Origin of the sequence: Klebsiella spallanzanii (genome assembly GCF_902158555.1) — a bacterium.
GTDB lineage: Bacteria > Pseudomonadota > Gammaproteobacteria > Enterobacterales > Enterobacteriaceae > Klebsiella > Klebsiella spallanzanii.
Map to the genome: position 1 here is coordinate 24,778 of NZ_CABGGS010000007.1, position 21,441 is coordinate 46,218.

Genomic DNA, 21,441 nt, shown 5'->3' on the forward strand with positions numbered 1-21,441 from the left:
ATGAAAAAGCGTCTCTGGGTGCTTAACCCACTGCTGCTGGCTACCGCCCTCCCCGCCTGGGCCGCTGATGACAACATGATTGTCAGCGCCAACCGAACGCATCGAACCGTCGCTGAAATGGCGCAGACCACCTGGGTTATCGAAGGTCAGGAAATTGAACAACAGGTTCAGGGCGGTAAAGAATTCAAAGACGTACTGGCGCAGCTGATCCCCGGCATCGACGTCAGCAGCCAGGGACGGACTAACTACGGCATGAATATGCGCGGCCGTGCAATCGTGGTGCTGATTGACGGCGTTCGCCTTAACTCTTCCCGTACCGACAGCCGCCAGCTCGACTCTATCGATCCTTTTAATATTGAGCACATTGAGGTGATCTCCGGGGCAACGTCGTTGTACGGCGGCGGCAGTACCGGCGGACTTATCAACATCGTGACCAAAAAAGGCCAGCAGGAGCGCCAGGTCGATCTGGAGCTGGGCGGCAAAACCGGCTTTGCTAATAGCAACGATCACGATGAGCGCGTCGCGGCAGCGGTCAGCGGCGGCACCGAGCACGCATCCGGCCGTTTATCGGTCGCATATCAGCGCTTTGGCGGCTGGTATGACGGCAACAACGATGCGCTTATCCTCGATAATACCCAGACTGGCCTCCAGCATTCCGACCGCCTGGACGTGATGGGTACGGGCACCATTGACATTGACGATAACCGTCAGCTGCAGCTAGTTACGCAGTACTATAAAAGTCAGGGTGACGATTACGGGCTGTACCTGGGGGAAAACATGTCGGCGGTGACCGGCGATGGCAAAGCCTTTACGACCGACGGCCTGAATTCCGATCGCGTCCCCGGCACCGAACGCCACCTGATTAGCCTGCAGTATTCCGATGCAGACTTTTTCGGCCAGAACCTGGTCAGCCAGGTCTATTATCGTGATGAATCACTGACCTTTTATCCCTTCCCTACGCTCAGCAAAGGCCAGGTCAGCAGCTTCTCTTCCTCAAAGCAGGACACCGACCAGTACGGCGCGAAGATAACCCTGAATAGCCAGCCGCTGGACGGCTGGGATCTGACCTGGGGACTGGACGCCGATCACGAAACCTTCAACGCCAACCAGATGTTCTTCGACCTGGGTCAGTCAATGCCTTCCGGTGGCCTGAACAACCAGGCTATCTACACCACCGGTCGTTATCCTGGCTACAGCATTACCAACCTGGCACCGTTCCTGCAATCCAGCTATGACCTGAATGATATCTTCACCGTTAGCGGCGGCGTGCGTTATCAGTGGACGGAAAACAAGGTCGATGATTTTGTCGGCTATGCCCAGCAGCAGGATGTCGCCAGCGGTAAGGTCAGCTCAGCGGACGCCATTCCGGGCGGCAAAACCGATTACGACAACTTCTTATTTAACGCCGGGATTGTTGCTCATCTTACCGACCGTCAGCAGACCTGGTTTAACTTCTCCCAGGGCGTGGAGCTGCCCGATCCGGGCAAATACTACGGCATTGGTAAATATGGCGCGGCGGTCAACGGCCATCTTCCGCTGCTCTCAAGCGTTAACGTAGGCGACTCGCCGCTGCAGGGGATAAAAGTCAACTCATACGAACTGGGATGGCGCTACACCGGTGATAATCTTCGCACTCAGCTGGCGGCTTACTACTCGACTTCCGACAAAACCATTGTCGTTAACCGTACTGATATGACAATCGACGTGCAGTCCGACAAACGTCGTATTTATGGCGTTGAGGGCGCAGTGGATTACTTCTTCCCGAACAGCGACTGGAGCGCCGGGGCTAACTTTAACGTTCTGAAATCTCAGGTGAAGAGCGACGGCAGCTGGCAGAAGTGGGATGTGACGCTCGCATCACCATCAAAGGCGACGGCCTGGGTTGGCTGGGCACCGGAACCGTGGTCGCTGCGGGTGCAAAGCCAGCAGGTGTTTGATTTAAGCGATGCCAGCGGTAATAAGCTCGATGGTTATAATACCGTGGACTTTATCGGCAGCTACGCGCTGCCGCTCGGCAAGCTGACCTTCAGCATCGAAAACCTGCTCAATGAAGACTATGTCACCATTTGGGGTCAGCGCGCGCCGCTGCTTTATAGTCCAACCTACGGCAGCAGCTCTCTCTACGAGTACAAAGGGCGCGGTCGTACCTTTGGCCTGAACTACTCTTTGAGCTTCTGATAAAAAAGCCCCTCAGCCTGAAAGCCTGAGGGGCGAATAGAGATAAACATCTTTTTTACGCTTTGTTAGTCAGAATCAGTTGACCATTGCTGTCCAGCGGAATTTGCGTACCAGGGTCACGATCCATGCGGATTTTGCCCTGCTGATCGCCGATTTTGTAAGTGACGTCATAGCCGAGCATTTTTTCCGATTTGTCATACACCGTTTTGCAGCGCTGCTGGGTAGTGGTGTAGGTATCCCCTTCCTGCATTGAGCCCTGAATCTGGTTTCCGGCATAGCCGCCGCCCAGCGCGCCTACCACGGTGGCGACATCACGACCGCGACCGCCACCGAACTGATGACCAATAACTCCACCTGCCACTGCGCCTAATACTGAACCGGCAATGCGGTTTTCATCCTGCACCGGACGACGATGGGTTACGGTGACGTTTCGGCACTCCTGACGCGGGGTTTTGACGCTCTCTTTTATCGGCGTACTGGACACGACCTGTGCATACTGCGGGCCGCGATCTAACACGTTAAGACCAGCAACGGCTGCAACACCCAGCGCGGCAGCCACGCCAATCCCTATACCCGCCAACATTGATTTATTCACGGGACATCCTCCTTTGTTGCTATTAACGCTAAGTTTGCCGCTCAGCCATAAGCCTTGCAAATAAGAAAGCGGATGAAAAGTGCGTGAACGTACGGAAAATCAATGGAATTCAGAGAAGTCCGAGAAGGTATTGCGGGGAAGGCAGGAGGATATTCTGGATATTTTAGTTGTAATGCGAAATCGAATCGGGCGACAAAACCTTTTGGCTCTGCCGCCCACCAGTGATTAATGCAGCTTCAGACGCGGGCGAATAATACGATTGATACGCCCTACCAGCATCATCAGGCCGGTTTTAAAGTAGCCGTGCAGCGCAATCTGATGCATGCGGTACAGAGAGATATACACGAAACGCGCAATGCGCCCTTCGATCATCATTGAGCCGCGCATCAGGTTGCCCATCAGGCTACCGACGGTGGAGTAGTTGGAGAGCGACACCAGCGAACCGTGATCTTTATAAGTATACGATTTCAGCGGCTTACCTTTGATTTGCGCGAGGATATTGTGCAGAGCGCAGGTTGCCATCTGATGAGCAGCCTGAGCGCGCGGTGGGACAAAGCCCCCTTCAGGACGGGCGCAGGAAGCGCAGTCGCCGATTGCGTAGATATCCTGATCGCGGGTCGTTTGTAACGTCGGCTCAACCACCAGCTGATTGATACGGTTGGTTTCAAGACCGCCAATTTCTTTCATAAAGTCCGGCGCTTTAATCCCTGCCGCCCAGACCATCAGATCTGCGTCGATAAACTCACCGTCTTTGGTATGCAGACCGTTAGCATCGGCGCTGGTGACCATGGTTTTAGTCAACACGCGAACGCCGAGCTTGGTCAGCTCGCTGTGCGCGGCACCGGAAATACGCGGAGGTAGCGCAGGCAGAATACGCTCCCCGGCTTCCACCAGCGTCACGTTCAGCGCTTCGTTGGTCAATCCTTTATAGCCGTAGCTGTGCAGCTGTTTTACCGCATTGTGCAGTTCAGCAGACAGCTCCACGCCGGTCGCGCCGCCGCCAACGATGGCGATATTCACCTTACCGTTCACGCCAAGATTCGCTGAATACTTAAGGAACAAATCCAGCATTTCCTGGTGGAAACGACGCGCCTGATGCGGGTTATCGAGGAAAATGCAGTTCTCTTTTACGCCTGGGGTGTTGAAATCGTTAGAGGTACTGCCCAGCGCCATCACCAGCGTGTCGTAGGGCAGCTTACGCTCGGCCACCAGCAGCTCGCCCTTCTCGTTATGCACTTCGGCAAGAGTGATGGTCTTCGCTTCACGGTTGATATCCATCACCGAGCCCAGTTGGAACTGGAAGCCATGGTTACGCGCATGAGCCAGGTAGCTCAGCGCATCTACACCTTCATCAAGTGAACCGGTTGCCACTTCATGCAGTAGCGGTTTCCACAGGTGACTATGATTGCGGTCGACCAGCGTTATTTTGGCTTTTTTATTACGACCCAGCTTTTTACCCAACTGAGTCGCCAGCTCCAGCCCACCGGCACCACCACCTACAATCACTATTTTTTTCATTGGTGTCGTCACACAACCCCCTAAAATTATTAACCAATTGTTAATTAAAAGTTATAAAAATAGCCTTTAATTAACAGCAGGTTACAGCAATGAAACCATCCAGCGAGATCGAGAATAACATGAACGGTGCATTGGTCATACCAAAATTGATATGCATCAAGTTTTACCGCATATTTTTTGAGCGCACAATCGCAAAAACGGATAAAAAAAGCCCGCAGTGTGTTAACGCTGCGGGCCGGGGGAGAAGATCAGCCGAGGGTTTTAAAGGCTTTTATTCGCTGAAGATGCGGGGAGATATTCTTGAATTTGTGGGTCTGCTCTTCATCCCAGATTATCTCATAGTAATGATGCAGCAGATCCGCCGAACGCTGGCTATTCAGCGCTTCGTCCTGCCGTGACAGCACCACCAGACAACGATCGCGGTTTTTCTCGCGGAAATTATTTACGCACTTGGTGGCAATATCCGCATACTCTTCCGGCCGGTCAATCTTACCTTCCATATTTTCATTGGGAAACAGATTCGGGTTCAGAATGGCCTGGCGGATATCGCAAAGAAAGCCAATCCGCTCCGCCCAGAAACCGCCGAGGCCCACGCCGCAAATCAGCGGACGATCGTCAGCGCTCAGCTGCAGCATCTTATCGACTTCTTTTAACAAGTGCTGCATATCATGTTTGGGATGCCGCGTGCTGTAGCTGATCAACCGGACATCGGGGTCGATAAACTGAAGCTGAAGCACCTTCTCATGGTTACCGGGGCTATTTGAGTCAAAACCATGTAAATAGATAATCATCGCATCCTCACCAGACAACAACGCCTTTCAGGTTTATTACGCGGATTTCGCCTCTTGCCAGCGCGCATGAAGCTGCTCCAGCTGCGCGCTTATCGTTTTCCAGCGGGCGGAATCCCTTAACTCCTGACGGCTAAAGGAACCTTTATGATACAATTTCGTAACACGCTCTGCTTTGATCGGCGACAGGTTATCCAGCACGCTGACCGCACCTTTACGATTATTGCAGACAAGGATCATATCGCAACCCGCATCCAACGAAGCCTGCCCGCGCTCGGCGTAGCTGCCCATAATCGCCGCCCCTTCCATAGACAGGTCGTCAGAGAAAATCACGCCATCAAAACCCAGTTCGCCGCGCAGAACCGTTTTTAGCCAGTGCGCAGAGCCGCTGGCCGGGCGCGGGTCAACGTCGCTGTAAATAACATGGGCAGGCATGATGGCATCCAGCCGCTGCTCATTGATAAGCGTGCGGAATACCGCCATGTCTTTACCGCGAATTTCAGCTTCCTCGCGCGGGTCACGTGGCGTCTCTTTGTGAGAGTCTGCGGTCACCGCACCGTGACCGGGGAAGTGCTTACCGGTGGTCTTCATACCTGCGCCGTGCATACCGTCAATAAAATGACGGGCTATCGCCAGCGCTTTGTCCGGGTCTTCGTGATAAGAACGCTCGCCAATCGCGGCGCTGATGTGCCCAACATCCAACACTGGCGCAAAGCTGATATCAATATCCATGGCGATCATTTCGCTGGCCATCAGCCAGCCCGCCTCTTCAGCCAGTTTGCCGCCCTCTTCCATGCCGAGCAGCGCGGCGAAGGATTGCGCCGCAGGCAGGCGGGTAAAACCCTCGCGGAAACGCTGCACGCGGCCGCCTTCCTGGTCGACCGCCACCACCAGATGATTGCGCGAAGCTTCGCGGATCTGGCGAACCAGTTCGCGTAACTGCGCCGGATCGTGGTAGTTGCGGGTAAACAGGATTAGCCCGCCAACTAAAGGATGCGCCAGAATCTCACGCTCTTCCGCATCCAGTTCAAAACCTTCGACATCCAACATTACCGGGCCCACACAAACCTCTCTTATCCTTTTATTTTTTGTCTAACTGACGCCATATCTCATCCGCCAGCGCAATAAACTGCCGGTCACCGGTTTGCTGCCAGCGCCGTTCATACCACCCCGCCATCAGCAGCCGCACCCATGGACGCCAGCGCTGGATTTGTCGCCATAGCTGAAGCTCATCAATATGAGTCAATTTTGCGTACTCTGCGGCCAGCTGGCGATGCGCAACAGGCTCAATCCAAACCGCCGCCAGCTCCAGCGCGATATCGCCATCGCCAGCATATTCCCAATCAATGAGCCGTAGCCCTGACTCGCCATGAACAATGTTGCCCGCATGGACATCCATATGTAAGGGGGCAAGACGCAAAGGCTGAGGTTCACCGTGGCGCAGAAGCCGTTTATGCCAGCGCAGCCACTGCGGGGTACGCCGTGCAGGACAGCTCTCTTGCCAGTACAGCTCAAGCAGCGGCCGCAGCGCGATACGCCAGCCAAAGCGCGGTTGCTGATGCAGATGATACAGTAACCCCGCAAGCGCCGGACACTCTGGTAACGTATTGACCACTTCACCAGCGCAATATTCCACCACCATCCAGGCGGGTGAATAAAAAAGCGGCGCGGGAGCTAAGGTGTCGGGAAGTCTGGAAAGCGCATGGTACTGACGGCGAAAGTAGCAGGATGGTGCCTGCACGTCATGCGGCTGGCGCAGTACCCGCTTTTGATGACCATCGCTGAGAATGCAACTGCCGCCGCTCAGACCGTTTCCAGTCAGCGCGGCGACAGGTGAGAAGCGAGGGAAAAAGCGCGACAACACTTCGTCGCGCGTAAGCTTATTGTTGCTGAACTGCACCTTTACCTGACCAGATAATTTCGCCGGTTTGTACCAGCATCAGTTGCATTTTCAGCTCAGGAGAATTGACGTTGCCGGTCGCGTTGGAATAGAGCACATACTGCGCGCCAACGGTACGGGCAATACCCATCGCTTTACTGCGGCTCCCAAGGCTATCCTGCGGCGACAGGCCAAGCTGCTGTTTAGCCACGCCAAGCTGCTGCTGCGAAACCAGGGTGAATTTGCCATTGCCTTCCAGCGCGTTACGCAGCGCCGTCGTAGCTTCCCCGGCATTTAGCGTACCGTTTGTGCGGTTGTTGACGCTATCGACCAGCAAAATGCTGCCCGCGTTGACGCCGCTGGCCTGCAGCATCTGGCCAATCATTGGCTGCACCGCCGCATTCCAGTCGAAATGACGCACGCGTGGCGCGGGTTGCGCTGGCTGCTCGCCGTGCTCAATCGGCCCCGGTTGCGTTGGTATTACGGGAATACTCGGCACGGTCGGCTGCGGCTGAACGGGCTGCTGCGGCTTCGGCTGTGCTTCCTCAACGGGAGCGGGTTCCTGACGTTGCCCCACGCATCCGGCAAGGAATATCGCCAGTGCGGTAACTAATGCATAGCGACATATTTTAATCATTACGATGACCTCTTACAGATAAAGATAAAGTCGGGCCTTGTGCGCCCCCAGAATATTGGCGCTACCGTACAGCGTAACGGAAGAGTGTGCAGGAACCGTTATACTCCGCGCAGACTCCAGCGGATGCATCTCCAGCCCTCTCGCGTCATACCAGAAAAAGCGATAGTGCACGGTAACCGGCACCTGACGTTCATTAAATAATCGGGTGGTTGCCGTCGCCTGAATCTCGGATGCGGTCACCGTCGGCACTTCCGCGCTAATCCCCGCCGCCAACACGTTTGACTCCATCACCAGGCTTTGCTGATCGCTAACCGGAATTTCCGGATGCGAACTGCAGCCGACCAGTAAAGCGGCGGCCAGAAATGCGCCGAAATGGGCTGCGCGCATAGATGTTAACCTTTATGAGCCAGCATCGGGCCTAAAGGGCGACCGCCCAGCAGGTGCATATGGATATGGTAAACTTCCTGGCCCCCGTGGCGATTGCAGTTAACAATCAAGCGATAGCCATCATCAGCAATCCCCTCATCGCGGGCGATTTTCGCCGCAACGGTCATCATACGCCCCAGGGCCTGCTCATGCTCTGCGGTAACATCGTTAACAGTAGGGATCAGAATATTGGGAATAATCAGAACATGGGTCGGAGCCTGTGGAGAGATATCGCGAAAAGCGGTAACTAGCTCATCCTGATAAACCACATCCGACGGGATCTCCCGGCGAATGATTTTGCTGAAAATCGTTTCTTCTGCCATGACTGATTCCTTATTAATTTTTATACCGTGCTCTGGCCTGCCCCTGCAGATAAACGCGGATGCACAGGATTCGCCTAAGAGTATGAGCGAGTTACTCCCACTCTTTCAACCTGAAAGCGTTTTTTCTTACGCGGCAAGGGGCTTAGCTGCTGACTGATTAATCATATCTCTGCGGAGAGTTGTTAGTCATAACAGCCCCGCCCAACTTTTTCAGAGTAATACTTACTTCTGTTTACACTTTAAATATTAATGCGTATATTTCTCATTTGTATTCACATTGAATGCAGTGCGCTTTCGATCGACCTCGGCCACAGAGCCGCGGCGAATAACAATTATCACATGATCAAGGGTTTATGATGTCTCTCTCCACCACCTTCCAGAATGGGCGTATCACACCGTCCCTGCTTGCTATGGGCATAGCGTTGGCGCTCTTTCCTCAGCTGAGCCAGGCCGCCAGCAAGTCCGAAGACACGATTATTGTAGAAGGTTCCGCAGATTCCAGTTCAGATATGCAAGAGCAGGATTACAGCGTCAAAACCACCTCTGCCGGGACCAAGATGGAAATGGCCCAGCGCGATATCCCACAATCGGTCAGCATTATCACCGAGCAACGGATGCAGGATCAGCAGTTGCAAACCCTTGGCGACGTGATGGATCACACGACGGGGATCAGCAGCAGCCAGGCAGACTCCGATCGCACCAGCTACTACTCTCGCGGTTTTCAAATTGACAACTACATGGTCGATGGCATTCCGACCTGGTTTGAATCCCGCTGGAATCTGGGTGACGCCCTTACCGATATGGCGCTGTTCGAGCGGGTGGAAGTCGTGCGTGGCGCCAATGGCCTGCTGACAGGTACGGGCAACCCGGCCGCGTCAATCAACATGATTCGTAAACACGCCACCAGCCGCGAGTTTAAAGGCAATGTTTCTGCGGAGTATGGTAGCTGGAACAAACAGCGCTATGTTGCTGATATGCAAAGCCCGCTGACCGAAGACGGCAACGTGCGTGCGCGTATTATCGCGGGCTATCAAAATAACGACTCGTGGCTCGATCGTTATAACAGCGAAAAAACCTTCTTCTCCGGCATTCTTGATGCTGACCTCGGGACCTCAACCAGTTTATCCGCTGGCTACGAATATCAGCGTATCGACGTGAATAGCCCAACATGGGGCGGTCTGCCGCGCTGGAATACCGATGGCAGCAAAAACCACTACGATCGTTCTCATAGCACTGCCCCAGATTGGGCTTATAACGACAAAGAGATCAACAAAGTCTTCGTCACGCTGAAACAGCGCTTTGCCGATACCTGGCAGGCGACCATGAACGCGACCCATTCAGAGGTTAAATTCGACAGCAAAATGATGTACGTTGATGCGTACGTCAATAAAGAGACCGGGATGCTGGTGGGGCCTTATGGCAATTATGGTCCGAGCTTTACCTACGTTGGCGGGACCGGCTGGAACAGCGGCAAACGTAAAGTCGATGCCGTGGATTTGTTTGCAGATGGCGGCTACGACCTGTTTGGTCGCCAGCACAACCTGATGATTGGCGGCAGCTACAGCAAGCAAAATAATCGCTACTTCAGCTCCTGGGCAAACGTATTTCCGGATGAGATCGGTAATTTCTATGACTTTAATAGTGCCAGCTTCCCGGAAACCAACTGGGGCCCTCAAAGCCTTGCTCAGGACGATACCACACGAATGAAATCGGTATACGCCGCAACGCGAATTTCCCTGCTTGACCCGCTACACCTGATCCTTGGCGTCCGCTATAACAACTGGAGTATCGAGACCCTGACCTACAATATGGAGAAAAACCATACTACGCCATACGCCGGGCTGGTGTATGACATCAACGATAACTGGTCGGCCTACACCAGCTACACCTCCGTTTTCCAGCCGCAGAATAAGCGTGATAGTTCCGGTAAATATCTGACCCCGGTTACCGGTAATAACTATGAAGTCGGCCTGAAGTCCGACTGGATGGACAGCCGCCTGACCACCACCCTCTCCATATTCCGCATCGAACAGGATAACCTCGGCCAGGCAACCGGCGGGCAAATCCCTGGCAGCAACGGCGAAGCGGCCTATAAAACCGTCAATGGTACCGTAAGCAAAGGGGTGGAGTTCGAAATCAACGGCGCGCTTACCGATAACTGGCAGATGACCTTCGGCGCGACTCGCTTTGTTGCCGAGGATAATGAAGGCAACGCGGTGAACCCTAACCTGCCGCGTACCAGCGTCAAGCTGTTCACCAGCTATCGCCTGCCGGTGATGCCTGATCTGACCGTCGGCGGCGGCGTTAACTGGCAAAACCGTGTTTATAAAGATACCGCTACCCCTTACGGTACTTTCCGTGCGGAACAAGGCAGCTACGCGCTGGTGGATTTGTTTACCCGTTACCAGGTCAGCAAAAACTTTGCCTTACAGGGCAACGTCAATAACCTGTTCGACAAAACCTACGATACCAACATCGACGGTTCCATTGTGTACGGCGAACCGCGCAACTTCAGCATTACCGCCAGCTATCAATTTTAACTAAACTTACCGGGAGCCGCATCGCTCCCGGTTAATAGAATACTAATACCCGTCATTCAACTCTTCCGGAATCAGATAGTTACCGGCATCCTCATTGTACGAAATAAGGTACTTTTTATTTATTTTTGTTTTCTGCCGATAGCCGGATGAATGGATCGTTAGAGCATAAAAACCGGCAGTGCTTTGGCTCTCATCAACGGTTAATTGGTTCTTAATCTCTTCGGTTTCGCCATTCGCAAAGGCACCTTCGTTGCTCATCCAGGAAGTCCAGTTAGCAACAGGTATAAATTTCCCCTCGCTAAAAACCTCAAGCAGATCGTGCGATTGCCCATAGCCTTGATTCATACTTGAAATTATCGAATGAACCGCCCACTTGTCTGGCCCAATATTGGCTACTCCATCAAAATGACCGTCAAAATTTTGGCGTTCAGATAGCAGCTTCAAGCCCTGCGGAGTTTGTTGAAGTACATAGTAGTCCGTGGGCGCAGGTTGATTATCATAAGATATCTGCTCCATATCTGGGCACATTACGATAAGATAAAACCCAGCATTCTGATTAACGACTTTGTCATAACACACATAATAGTCAGCAACCTCCTGTTCGTCCGCCGTTTTTTTATGCCAGGGGGATGCAGCATTCTTTCCCGGCTGATAATAATGCCTGATAACATCTTTACTGGTGTTATAAAAATCATTAGCAACGCAAGTACCGGATAAAAAGAGAGAAAACAACAGAGAGGTACTAAGCGTCAGTTTTAAAAAAGACATATGCGTTCCGTTTGTAAAGAAATCCCTTCAGAAGCGGAACATTACTGCTTTTCTCCGATTTATTTAACCCACTATCGGGCATCCATTCTCTGTTTCAGATTTTAACCATGATAGCTACGAGCATTTCCTGAAAACAGACGTAAAAAAGGCAGCCATTTGGCTGCCTTAGTCTCCCCACATCACAACTTAGTTGCTACGGATGTACTCATCCATTTCAGTTTTCAGGTTATCGGATTTAGTACCGAAAATAGCCTGAACGCCTGAACCTGCAACCACCACGCCCGCGGCGCCCAGTTTTTTCAGGCCAGCCTGATCAACTTTCGCCACATCTGCCACGCTCACGCGTAGACGAGTGATACATGCGTCAAGGTTAGTAATGTTTTCTTTACCGCCGAAGGCTGCAATCAGAGCCGGAGCCATCTCGCTGGTCGCGCCAGCTTTGCTGTCATCGGTGGCATCTTCACGACCCGGCGTTTTCAGATCCAGCGCTTTAATCAGCACACGGAACACCACGTAGTAAACGATGGCGTAGCAGATGCCGACAATCGGGAACAGCCACAGCTTGCTGCTGTTGCCGGACAGAACGATAAAGTCAATCAGACCATGAGAGAACGACGTACCGTCACGCATACCCAGCAGGATACAGATCGGGAATGCCAGACCTGCCAGAATCGCGTGGATGATGTACAGGATCGGCGCAACGAACATGAAGGAGAACTCGATCGGCTCGGTGATACCGGTCAGGAACGAGGTCAGCGCTGCGGAAATCATGATACCGCCCACTTTCGCGCGGTTTTCTGGTTTAGCAGAGTGCCAGATAGCAATCGCAGCAGCCGGCAGACCGTACATTTTGAACAGGAAGCCGCCGGACAGTTTGCCCGCAGTCGGGTCGCCTGCCATATAGCGAGGGATATCGCCGTGGAATACCTGACCTGCTGCGTTGGTGTATTCACCAATCTGCATCTGGAAAGGAACGTTCCAGATATGGTGCAGACCAAACGGTACCAGGCAACGCTCAATGAAGCCATAGATACCGAACGCGACAACCGGGTTCTGGTAAGCAGCCCACTGGGAGAACGTCTGGATTGCAGTACCGATCGGTGGCCAGATAAAGGACAGAACCACACCAGTGAAGATAGCGGCCAGACCGGAGATAATCGGCACAAAGCGCTTGCCCGCAAAGAAGCCCAGATACTCAGGCAGCTTGATGCGATAGAAGCGGTTGAACATGTAGGCTGCGATAGCACCGGAGATGATACCGCCGAGTACGCCGGTATCCGCCAGGTGTTTAGCCGCAATTTCTTCAGCAGGTAAATGCAGGACTAGCGGTGCCACAACTGCCATGGTTTTCACCATGATGCCATATGCAACGACCGATGCCAGAGCAGATACGCCATCGTTATTGGTGAAGCCAAGCGCGACACCGATAGCAAAAATCAGCGGCATGTTAGCGAAGACTGAACCGCCTGCTTCCGCCATGACGTGTGAAACAACTTCTGGCAGCCAACTGAAGTTTGCGGAACCGACGCCCAGCAGGATACCTGCGATAGGCAGTACGGATACCGGCAGCATCAGCGATTTACCGACCTTCTGCAGGTTAGCAAATGCATTCTTAAACATAATTGAGAGTGCTCCTGAGTATTTGGTGCTTTTTTACGTTTTCACGCATTGGCCCGGGGGGAGAACCGCGCCGTGGACAGGACATCTAAGCGCCCTTTATTTATTACACAGAGTAAAATAATTGCCGGGATGATTGTTTGACGGCTATCACGTTTCAATCAGACACCGGTTAAAAACTTACACTGGTTTACATAACTCGTGTCTGAATGTTGCCAAAAAACCTTCACCGCCCCATTTGTGGCGGTGAACTTTACTCGCTTTGGCTATTAATTACGAGCCTTAAAATAATAAGGAATATCAGAGAGGTTGCAGTTGGGAGGGGTCAATATGAAAAAGCGTGGCGAAGTTTTCCGTTGTTTGCTGTGCCAGTTGCTCCAGCGATACGCCTTTCAGAACCGCCATATACTCAGCGACATCCCGAACCATCGCTGGCTGGTTCTCTTTGCCGCGATGCGGTACCGGAGCCAGATACGGCGAATCGGTCTCAACCAGCAGACGGTCAAGAGGCACGTAGCGCGCCGCGTCACGAAGCTGTTCTGCGTTTCGGAACGTCACAATGCCGGAAAACGAGATATAGAACCCCATGTCCAGCAGCTTACCCGCAGTCTCCCTATCCTCAGTGAAACAGTGTAGTACGCCACCACAATCCGTCACTTTTTCTTCGCGTAAAATTTCCAGCGTATCGGCGCGGGCATCGCGCGTATGAACAATAACCGGTTTATTCAACTCCCGACCTATACGGATATGGTCCCGAAACGACGTCTGCTGACGTGGTTTTGTTTCTGGCGTGTAGAAATAATCCAGACCAGTTTCCCCCATTGCGACCACACCGTCTTCCGCTGCGAGTTTACGCAACTCTTCAACGTCATACTCTTCATCCTGGTTTAACGGATGCACGCCGCAGGAAAAAACAACGTCGTCGCGCTGCCCCACCAGCTCGCGCATACCGCGATATCCCGGCAGCGTCGTGGCAACCGCCAGGCAAAATTTCACATCGCGCGCGGAGGCCTTGGCCAGCACGTCGTCTACATCTTTATGCAGCGTTTGATAATCCAGGCCATCAAGATGGCAATGGGAGTCGACTAAAAACATGATGTCTCTCTCAGAGGTGGGATACGGGAAGGACCGCCCCAGGTTGCAGGTAATGTTCCCAGCGCAGAAGGCGCTCGGTTAGCAGCAGTTCGCGATTGATACCGACAACGCTCAGTAGTTGCTCGCGGCAGGCGCTGACGTCGCGAGCGATCGCCTGTAAGCGCGCGGCAGGCAGCGCATTGGCCAGTTGATTCAGCAGCGCCCAGGCATCCGGATTACTGACAAGCGTGATCCCCTGCTGTCTTTTTTGCGCATCGACGAGCAGCGATGCCAGCCAGTGCAGGCGAACCGCCGCCTGTTCATGATTCAGAATCGGCAACAACGTCAACCAGTCGCCATGAGTGAGTATATTCGCCATGGTCTGACAAAGCTGTTGACGCGCCGCCCAGTGAGCTTCCTGTAACAGATCCAGCGCCGCGGCTGGCGCATTGCCGCTGAGACGCAGCGCAGCAAGCAGCGCATCTTGTGACATTGTCACTTCTCGTTCTAACCACGCCAGAGCATAGTGTTCTGAAGGCGGAGCAAGGTGATGCAACCGGCAGCGGCTACGTAACGTAGCCAGCAAGCGAGCGGGCTCCTGGCAAGCGAGGAAAAACCAGGTATTTTCCGGCGGCTCCTCCAGCGTTTTCAGCAACGCGTTGGCCGCTGCATCGGTGAGCATGGCGGCATCACCTATCCACACCACTTTCGCGCCGCCTAATCGGGCTCGTTCGTAAAGCTTTTCGCTCACTTCACGCACGGCATCAATCCCGAGGGAGCTCTTTCCCTTTTCAGGACTCAACGCATAATAATCAGGATGCGTGCCAGCCTGCATCAGTTGACAGCTATGGCACTTACCGCAGCTTTTATGCCCTTCTGGCTGTCGGCACATCAGGAAGCGACAAAGCGCATAAATTAACGCTTCACTCCCCATGCCCGGCAGCGCCTGAACAAGTAGCGCATGGTGACCCCGTCCCGCCTGGTAGCTGGAGACTAATTGTTCAAAAGACGGGCGTAACCACGGATACCATTTCATGCGCCCTGCTCCGCGACCCATTGGTTCACCACTGCACGAATATCGCGCTCAACGGCCTCCAGCGGCTGCGTCGCGTCAACGGTGCGAATAGTCGAGTCTTGCGCCGCCAGTTCAAGGTAACGCGCGCGGGTACGGTTAAAGAAATCCAGCGACTCCTGTTCGATACGGTCAAGCTCGCCGCGGGCGCGGGCGCGCTTCAGGCCAACTTCCGGCGTAACGTCGAGATAGAGCGTCAGATTGGGGCGAAAATCTCCCAACACCGCATCGCGCAGGGTCGCCAGCATAGTCTGGTCGATACCGCGACCGCCGCCCTGATAGGCCTGCGTTGACAGATCGTGACGATCGCCAATAACCCACTTACCCTGGGCCAGCGCAGGTTTAATGACCGTTTCAACCAGCTGCACGCGGGCCGCGTAAAACATCAACACTTCGGCTTTATCATTAATCACTTCATCGCCGGTGGACTGGATATCCAGTACCAGGCTGCGCAGCTTTTCAGCCAGAATGGTGCCGCCCGGCTCACGAGTAAATACCATATCGCTAACGCCCAGCTGTTTTAGCGTCTCTACCACGAGATTACGTGCGGTGGTTTTCCCTGCGCCCTCCAGGCCCTCGATGACGATATAATTACTGCGCATTTTTTTCCTTAAGTACTTTCAGATAGTCCTGGACCGAGCGGTTATGGCTGGTCAGGTTAGTGTTAAACGTATGCCCGCCCTTCCCGTCCGCGACAAAATAAAGATACGGCGTTTTCGCCGGATGCGCGGCGGCCTTCAGCGAGGCCTCGCCCGGTGCGGCAATTGGCCCGGGCGGCATGCCGTTAATGACATAGGTGTTGTAAGCGGTCGGGGTTTCCAGGTCTTTACGCGTCAACTTACCATTATAACTCTCACCCATCCCGTAAATCACGGTCGGATCGGTTTGCAGACGCATACCAATACGTAAACGGTTGATGAATACCGATGCGACACGGTCACGCTCCTCCGGTACCGCCGTCTCTTTTTCGATAATAGAAGCCATCGTCAACAGCTGATTTTGGTCCTTATACGGTAGATTATCCATCCGCCCTTCCCAGGTTTTCTCAACCGCAGAAACCATCTTCTGATGCGCTCGTTTAAGGATGGCCACGTCGCTGGTATTCGCGGTATACATCCAGGTGTCCGGCCAGAACCAGCCCTCAACCCAGTCCGCATGTTCCAGATTGAGCGCTTTCGCCACGGTTTCATAGCTATCATCCGCCAGCGTATGCTTGACATAAGGGGCGTCGCGTAGCTGGCGCAGATAGTCGCTGACCCGCATCCCTTCAACGAAGCGCAGCGGAAACTGAGCTTCTTTGCCGCTAGCCAACAGCTGCAGCATCTGACGTACAGTCATATCAGGAGTGAAGCGATAGGTCCCGGCTTTAAAGTGGGACAGCTCGGGCTCAATGCGCAGAAGCCACTGGAAAACGCGCGGCCGGTTAATGACTTTATCGCCATACAGCTGTTGACCCAAAGCCAGGCGCCCGGTCCCGGTTTCAAGCGTAAAGATGGTCTCTTCTTTAATCAGCAATTTGCTGTCCGCCAGTTGGCGAACTTTCCACATACCGATACCCGCGGCGATACCCAGTACCACCACCAGCAACAGGATAAAACGTAACATTTTCTTCATGACTAATCAGACAGCTCACACAATGGGGCTAAAAAATGGTAAAGCTCGCGCGCGGACCAATATGTGTCGTTCCAACGGCGAACCGGCACCAGCGGCATTAATGCGTTACAGATAAGCACTTCGTCGGCTTCGCGTAGCGCATCGGGGCGCGTAGTCACTTCGACAACGCGAAACGGCGATGGTGCCAGCGTTGCGAGAATGTGCTGGCGCATAATACCGTTTACTCCCGCCTGGTCGAGGCGCGGGGTAAAAACATCAAATCCTTTACGCCAGAATACGTTCGCGGCACAGCATTCCGTAAGCCACCCTTCACTGTCAAGGACCAGCGCTTCATCGGCGTCCGTCTGCTCAAGATGAGAACGAATCAGCACTTGTTCCAGACGATTAAGGTGTTTGAGTCCGGCAAGAGAAGGATTACGCCCCAGTTGAACTGGACTCAGTGACAAGGAGATCCCCTCCTCACGCCAGCGCGGGTAATGGGCTGGATACGACGACACGCTGAGAACTCGCGTGGGACTCTCACAGCCCGCAGCGCTATATCCCCGACCACCCGCGCCGCGGGTCATCATCACCTTCAGTACGCCATCCTGATGCGGCTGAGCCTGAAGCGTCATTTCCTGCGCTAATAGCGCCCAGTCACAGTAAGGAATAAAAAGCTTTTCGCAGGTCGTCTGTAAGCGGGTGAGATGGGCAGACAGAAACTGAATTTGACCTCTAATGATCCGCGCTGTAGTAAAACAGCCATCACCAAACTGAACGCCACGATCGTTAACCGCTAGCGTTTCACTTTCAGTGCCGTTTATCAAAAACATAAAGGACTCCTCATCGCCGGTCGGTCAGTGTCGCAGGAGAAAAAGAATGGAACAAGCGGAGAAAACCGAATAAAAAAGGCCCGACAAGCGGGCCAGTTTTCCGATGAGCATTGACGGCATCAAAGATGTTACGTCAGGCGCGCATCACACCTTTTTAAAGATCAGCGAGCCGTTGGTGCCACCGAAACCGAAGGAGTTACACAGGGTGTATTCCATACCGCTAACCTGGCGTGCTTCATGAGGCACGAAGTCCAGGTCACAGCCTTCATCTGGATTATCCAGGTTGATGGTTGGCGGAACAGCCTGATCGCGCAGGGCGAGGATGGTGTAGATAGACTCTACTGCACCCGCAGCGCCGAGCAGGTGACCGGTCATTGACTTAGTGGAACTAACCATTACGCGGCTGGCAGCGTCACCGAAGACGGATTTCACCGCCTGCGCTTCTGCTTTATCGCCTGCTGGCGTAGAGGTACCGTGGGCGTTGACATAGCCAATCTGACCCGCGTCAATACCCGCATCGCGGATGGCATTAACCATCGCCAGCGCTGCTCCAGCGCCATCTTCCGGCGGCGAAGTCATATGGTACGCATCGCTGCTCATTCCAAAGCCAACGATTTCAGCATAAATTTTCGCACCGCGTTTTTTCGCGTGCTCGTACTCTTCCAGTACAACCATGCCAGCACCGTCACCCAAGACGAAGCCATCACGCTCTTTATCCCAAGGACGGCTCGCCGCCTGCGGATTATCGTTGCGTGTGGACAGCGCACGCGCCGCGCCAAAGCCGCCTACGCCCAGCGGAGTACTGGCTTTTTCCGCACCACCGGCAACCATTGCGTCAGCATCGCCATAAGCGATAACGCGCGCGGCGTGACCAATGTTGTGTACACCAGAAGTACAGGCGGTCGCGATGGAGATGCTTGGTCCACGCAGACCAAACATGATGGTCAGATGACCGGCCACCATGTTAACGATTGTGGAAGGAACAAAGAACGGGCTGATCTTACGCGGTCCGCCTTTTACCAGCGAACTGTGGTTTTCTTCGATCAGGCCAAGCCCGCCAATACCGGAACCAATAGCGGCACCAATGCGGGTAGCATTCTCTTCCGTCACTTCAAGGCCAGAATCCTGCATGGCCTGAATGCCAGCGACAATTCCATATTGAATGAAGGCATCCATCTTGCGCTGTTCTTTGCGCGAGATGAAGTCATCACAGTTAAAATCCTTTACTAAGCCAGCAAATTTCGTTGCATAGGCGCTAGTATCGAAATGGTCGATCAGGCTGATGCCACTCTGACCGGCAAGGAGAGCTTTCCAGGTAGACTCTACGGTATTGCCGACAGGAGACAACATGCCCAGTCCGGTCACAACTACACGACGCTTAGACACGGTTGTCCTCCAGGGAGGGAAAATAAATTCTTGTGGGACAAAATATAGATAAAACTCAGGCGGTCGAATGACCGCCTGGAGATGTTCACTTACGCCTGGTGACCGTTGATGTAATCAATGGCAGCCTGAACAGTAGTGATTTTCTCTGCTTCTTCGTCCGGAATCTCAGTATCAAACTCTTCTTCCAGAGCCATTACCAGCTCAACGGTGTCAAGAGAATCAGCGCCCAGGTCTTCAACGAAGGAAGCATTGTTGGTAACTTCTTCCTGCTTAACGCCCAGCTGTTCGCCGATAATTTTCTTAACGCGTTCTTCGATAGTGCTCATACTCTTAAATTTCCTATCAAAACTCGCTTTCGCGATGGTTTTCGTAGTGTATAAAATGTTGAAAAATTTGCAACTAAATCCCGGCAGGTCTTACCACGATTTTACGCTATTTTGCGGCTGTTTGCCCTCATAACGCAAATCATTTTGCACAAAACATTACAGTGAATCGCACGGACTGCGCGGTTCCTGAACGTTTTGCGCAAATCTCGGTCAGACCATATACATTCCGCCGTTAACGTGCAGAGTTTCACCGGTGATGTAACTCGCTTCGTCAGAGGCTAAAAATGCAACCGCACTGGCGATTTCATTTGGAGAGCCGAGGCGCCCCGCAGGAACTGCCGCCAGAGTGCCCGCACGCTGCTCATCGGTCAGCGCACGCGTCATGTCCGTTTCAATAAAGCCCGGAGCAACAACGTTTACAGTAATACCGCGGGACGCAACTTCGCGAGCCAGTGATTTACTGAAGCCAATCAGACCCGCCTTCGCCGCAGCGTAGTTGGCCTGACCCGCATTTCCCATGGTACCAACCACAGAACCGATAGTGATAATACGTCCATGACGCTTTTTCATCATAGCGCGCATTACCGCTTTTGACAGACGGAAAACCGATGACAGGTTGGTTTCGATAATATCGTTCCACTCGTCATCTTTCATGCGCATTAACAGGTTATCACGAGTAATCCCGGCATTATTCACCAGGATATCAACTTCACCAAATTCTGCGCGAATATTTCCCAGAACAGATTCGATAGATGCAGGATCGGTCACATTCAGCAACAGACCTTTACCATTAGCACCTAAATAATCGCTAATCGCCTGCGCGCCGCTTTCGCTGGTCGCAGTACCGATAACTTTCGCGCCACGGGCAACGAGCGTTTCAGCGATTGCGCGGCCAATACCGCGACTTGCACCGGTAACCAGCGCGATTTTTCCTTCAAAACTCATGGTATTCCTCTTTTATTGCTCAAGCGCCGCAGACATCGCCGCCGGCTCGTTAAGCGCGGAGGCAGTCAGGGTGTCAACAATACGTTTAGTCAGGCCAGTGAGGACTTTACCCGGACCAACTTCATACAGATGCTCTACGCCCTCAGATGCCATAAACTCAACGGTTTTGGTCCACTGAACCGGGCTATACAGCTGGCGGATCAATGCATCGCGAATAGCATCAGGCGCAGTTTCACTTTTCACGTCGACGTTGTTTACAACTGGAATCGTCGGCGCGTTAAACGTAATTTTTTGCAGCTCAACGGCCAGTTTTTCCGCCGCAGGCTTCATCAGCGCGCAGTGGGATGGCACGCTGACCGGCAGCGGCAGAGCACGTTTGGCGCCTGCAGCCTTACAGGCCGCTCCTGCGCGCTCTACGGCCTCTTTGTTACCGGCAATAACGACCTGGCCCGGCGAGTTAAAGTTTACCGGAGAAACGACCTGCCCTTCGGCAGACTCTTCGCAAGCTTTAGCAATCGCAGCATCATCAAGGCCAATGATCGCTGACATCGCACCGGTACCTTCCGGCACCGCTTCCTGCATAAACTTACCGCGCATCTCAACCAGACGTACGGCATCGGCAAAATCGATAACGCCCGCACATACCAGCGCTGAATACTCGCCAAGGCTGTGGCCCGCCAGCAGAACCGGTGCTTTACCGCCCTGTTTCTGCCAGGCGCGATAGAGCGCGACAGATGCGGTCAGCAGCGCGGGTTGAGTCTGCCATGTTTTGTTCAGTTCTTCCGCCGGGCCCTGCTGCGCAAGCGCCCACAGATCGTAACCCAACGCCGCAGAGGCTTCACGGAATGTCTCTTCGATTACCGGGTAAGTAGCCGCCATGTCTGACAGCATCCCGACACTCTGAGAGCCCTGTCCCGGGAACACAAAAGCAAATTGCGTCATG

Annotated in this window: 21 protein-coding genes; 2 read left to right on the top strand and 19 right to left on the bottom strand. The window is 53.5% G+C overall.

Features of this window, described 5'->3' with window-relative positions:
* Complete coding sequence (locus FN082_RS09220) at window positions 1-2,178, top strand: TonB-dependent siderophore receptor (protein ID WP_142981477.1); 2,178 nt, start codon at window positions 1-3, stop codon at window positions 2,176-2,178.
* Window positions 2,179-2,233: 55 nt separating this feature from the next.
* Here FN082_RS09220 and FN082_RS09225 read toward each other — a convergent pair whose 3' ends face one another.
* The 8 genes from FN082_RS09225 to hinT form a co-directional block, all read right to left on the bottom strand.
* Window positions 2,234-2,773 (bottom strand): glycine zipper 2TM domain-containing protein, encoded by a 540-nt coding sequence (locus FN082_RS09225; protein WP_004131424.1) that lies wholly within the window; start codon window positions 2,771-2,773, stop codon window positions 2,234-2,236.
* A gap of 225 nt (window positions 2,774-2,998) precedes the next feature.
* Window positions 2,999-4,303, bottom strand: a complete 1,305-nt coding sequence (locus FN082_RS09230) for an NAD(P)/FAD-dependent oxidoreductase (protein WP_142981478.1) — start codon at window positions 4,301-4,303, stop codon at window positions 2,999-3,001.
* 236 nt (window positions 4,304-4,539) lie between these two features.
* Window positions 4,540-5,082, bottom strand: coding sequence for an alpha/beta hydrolase YcfP (gene ycfP, locus FN082_RS09240; protein ID WP_112216810.1), 543 nt, complete (start codon window positions 5,080-5,082; stop codon window positions 4,540-4,542).
* Window positions 5,083-5,118: 36 nt separating this feature from the next.
* Window positions 5,119-6,129, bottom strand: coding sequence for a beta-N-acetylhexosaminidase (gene nagZ, locus FN082_RS09245; protein ID WP_185931818.1), 1,011 nt, complete (start codon window positions 6,127-6,129; stop codon window positions 5,119-5,121).
* 31 nt (window positions 6,130-6,160) lie between these two features.
* Complete coding sequence (gene thiK / locus FN082_RS09250; RefSeq protein ID WP_139537794.1) at window positions 6,161-6,979, bottom strand: thiamine kinase; 819 nt, start codon at window positions 6,977-6,979, stop codon at window positions 6,161-6,163.
* Window positions 6,960-7,586: a penicillin-binding protein activator LpoB gene (gene lpoB, locus FN082_RS09255; RefSeq protein ID WP_180349544.1), complete on the bottom strand. Its 627-nt coding sequence runs from the start codon at window positions 7,584-7,586 to the stop codon at window positions 6,960-6,962. Before lpoB ends, thiK begins: the two co-directional genes overlap by 20 nt.
* Before the next feature lie 21 nt (window positions 7,587-7,607).
* Window positions 7,608-7,982, bottom strand: a complete 375-nt coding sequence (locus FN082_RS09260) for a YcfL family protein (RefSeq protein ID WP_139537791.1) — start codon at window positions 7,980-7,982, stop codon at window positions 7,608-7,610.
* A 5-nt stretch (window positions 7,983-7,987) separates the two neighbouring features.
* Window positions 7,988-8,344 (bottom strand): purine nucleoside phosphoramidase, encoded by a 357-nt coding sequence (gene hinT, locus FN082_RS09265; protein ID WP_139537789.1) that lies wholly within the window; start codon window positions 8,342-8,344, stop codon window positions 7,988-7,990.
* Window positions 8,345-8,700: 356 nt separating this feature from the next.
* On the opposite strand from hinT, the gene fhuE reads away from it, so the two are divergent.
* Window positions 8,701-10,884, top strand: a complete 2,184-nt coding sequence (gene fhuE, locus FN082_RS09275) for a ferric-rhodotorulic acid/ferric-coprogen receptor FhuE (protein ID WP_142981505.1) — start codon at window positions 8,701-8,703, stop codon at window positions 10,882-10,884.
* 42 nt (window positions 10,885-10,926) lie between these two features.
* On the opposite strand, the gene FN082_RS09280 is transcribed toward fhuE, so the two are convergent.
* The 11 genes from FN082_RS09280 to fabD all read right to left on the bottom strand — a co-directional run bounded on the left by FN082_RS09280 (window position 10,927) and on the right by fabD (window position 21,440).
* On the bottom strand, window positions 10,927-11,652 hold the full coding sequence (locus tag FN082_RS09280; RefSeq protein WP_142981479.1) for a hypothetical protein: 726 nt from the start codon (window positions 11,650-11,652) through the stop codon (window positions 10,927-10,929).
* Between the two features lie 186 nt (window positions 11,653-11,838).
* A complete protein-coding gene (ptsG, locus tag FN082_RS09285; RefSeq protein WP_139537783.1) occupies window positions 11,839-13,272 on the bottom strand; it encodes a PTS glucose transporter subunit IIBC in 1,434 nt (477 codons plus the stop codon).
* A gap of 297 nt (window positions 13,273-13,569) precedes the next feature.
* Window positions 13,570-14,364 (bottom strand): metal-dependent hydrolase, encoded by a 795-nt coding sequence (locus FN082_RS09290; RefSeq protein ID WP_139537781.1) that lies wholly within the window; start codon window positions 14,362-14,364, stop codon window positions 13,570-13,572.
* A gap of 10 nt (window positions 14,365-14,374) precedes the next feature.
* Window positions 14,375-15,379: a DNA polymerase III subunit delta' gene (gene holB / locus FN082_RS09295; protein WP_139537779.1), complete on the bottom strand. Its 1,005-nt coding sequence runs from the start codon at window positions 15,377-15,379 to the stop codon at window positions 14,375-14,377.
* Window positions 15,376-16,017, bottom strand: coding sequence for a dTMP kinase (gene tmk, locus FN082_RS09300; protein WP_139537777.1), 642 nt, complete (start codon window positions 16,015-16,017; stop codon window positions 15,376-15,378). The genes holB and tmk overlap by 4 nt, the downstream gene beginning before the upstream one ends.
* A complete protein-coding gene (yceG, locus tag FN082_RS09305) occupies window positions 16,007-17,029 on the bottom strand; it encodes a cell division protein YceG (protein WP_139537775.1) in 1,023 nt (340 codons plus the stop codon). The genes tmk and yceG overlap by 11 nt, the downstream gene beginning before the upstream one ends.
* Before the next feature lie 2 nt (window positions 17,030-17,031).
* Entirely contained in the window at window positions 17,032-17,841 is an 810-nt protein-coding gene (gene pabC / locus FN082_RS09310; RefSeq protein ID WP_142464995.1) for an aminodeoxychorismate lyase, read from the bottom strand.
* A 144-nt stretch (window positions 17,842-17,985) separates the two neighbouring features.
* On the bottom strand, window positions 17,986-19,227 hold the full coding sequence (gene fabF / locus FN082_RS09315) for a beta-ketoacyl-ACP synthase II (RefSeq protein ID WP_139537771.1): 1,242 nt from the start codon (window positions 19,225-19,227) through the stop codon (window positions 17,986-17,988).
* An 89-nt stretch (window positions 19,228-19,316) separates the two neighbouring features.
* Window positions 19,317-19,553, bottom strand: coding sequence for an acyl carrier protein (gene acpP, locus FN082_RS09320; RefSeq protein WP_000103754.1), 237 nt, complete (start codon window positions 19,551-19,553; stop codon window positions 19,317-19,319).
* Between the two features lie 210 nt (window positions 19,554-19,763).
* The gene (gene fabG / locus FN082_RS09325) at window positions 19,764-20,498 is read right to left on the bottom strand and encodes a 3-oxoacyl-ACP reductase FabG (protein ID WP_004131399.1); all 735 of its coding nucleotides are present in this window, start codon (window positions 20,496-20,498) and stop codon (window positions 19,764-19,766) included.
* A gap of 12 nt (window positions 20,499-20,510) precedes the next feature.
* Entirely contained in the window at window positions 20,511-21,440 is a 930-nt protein-coding gene (fabD, locus tag FN082_RS09330) for an ACP S-malonyltransferase (RefSeq protein WP_142981480.1), read from the bottom strand.
* Between the last annotated feature and the right edge of the window lies 1 nt (window position 21,441).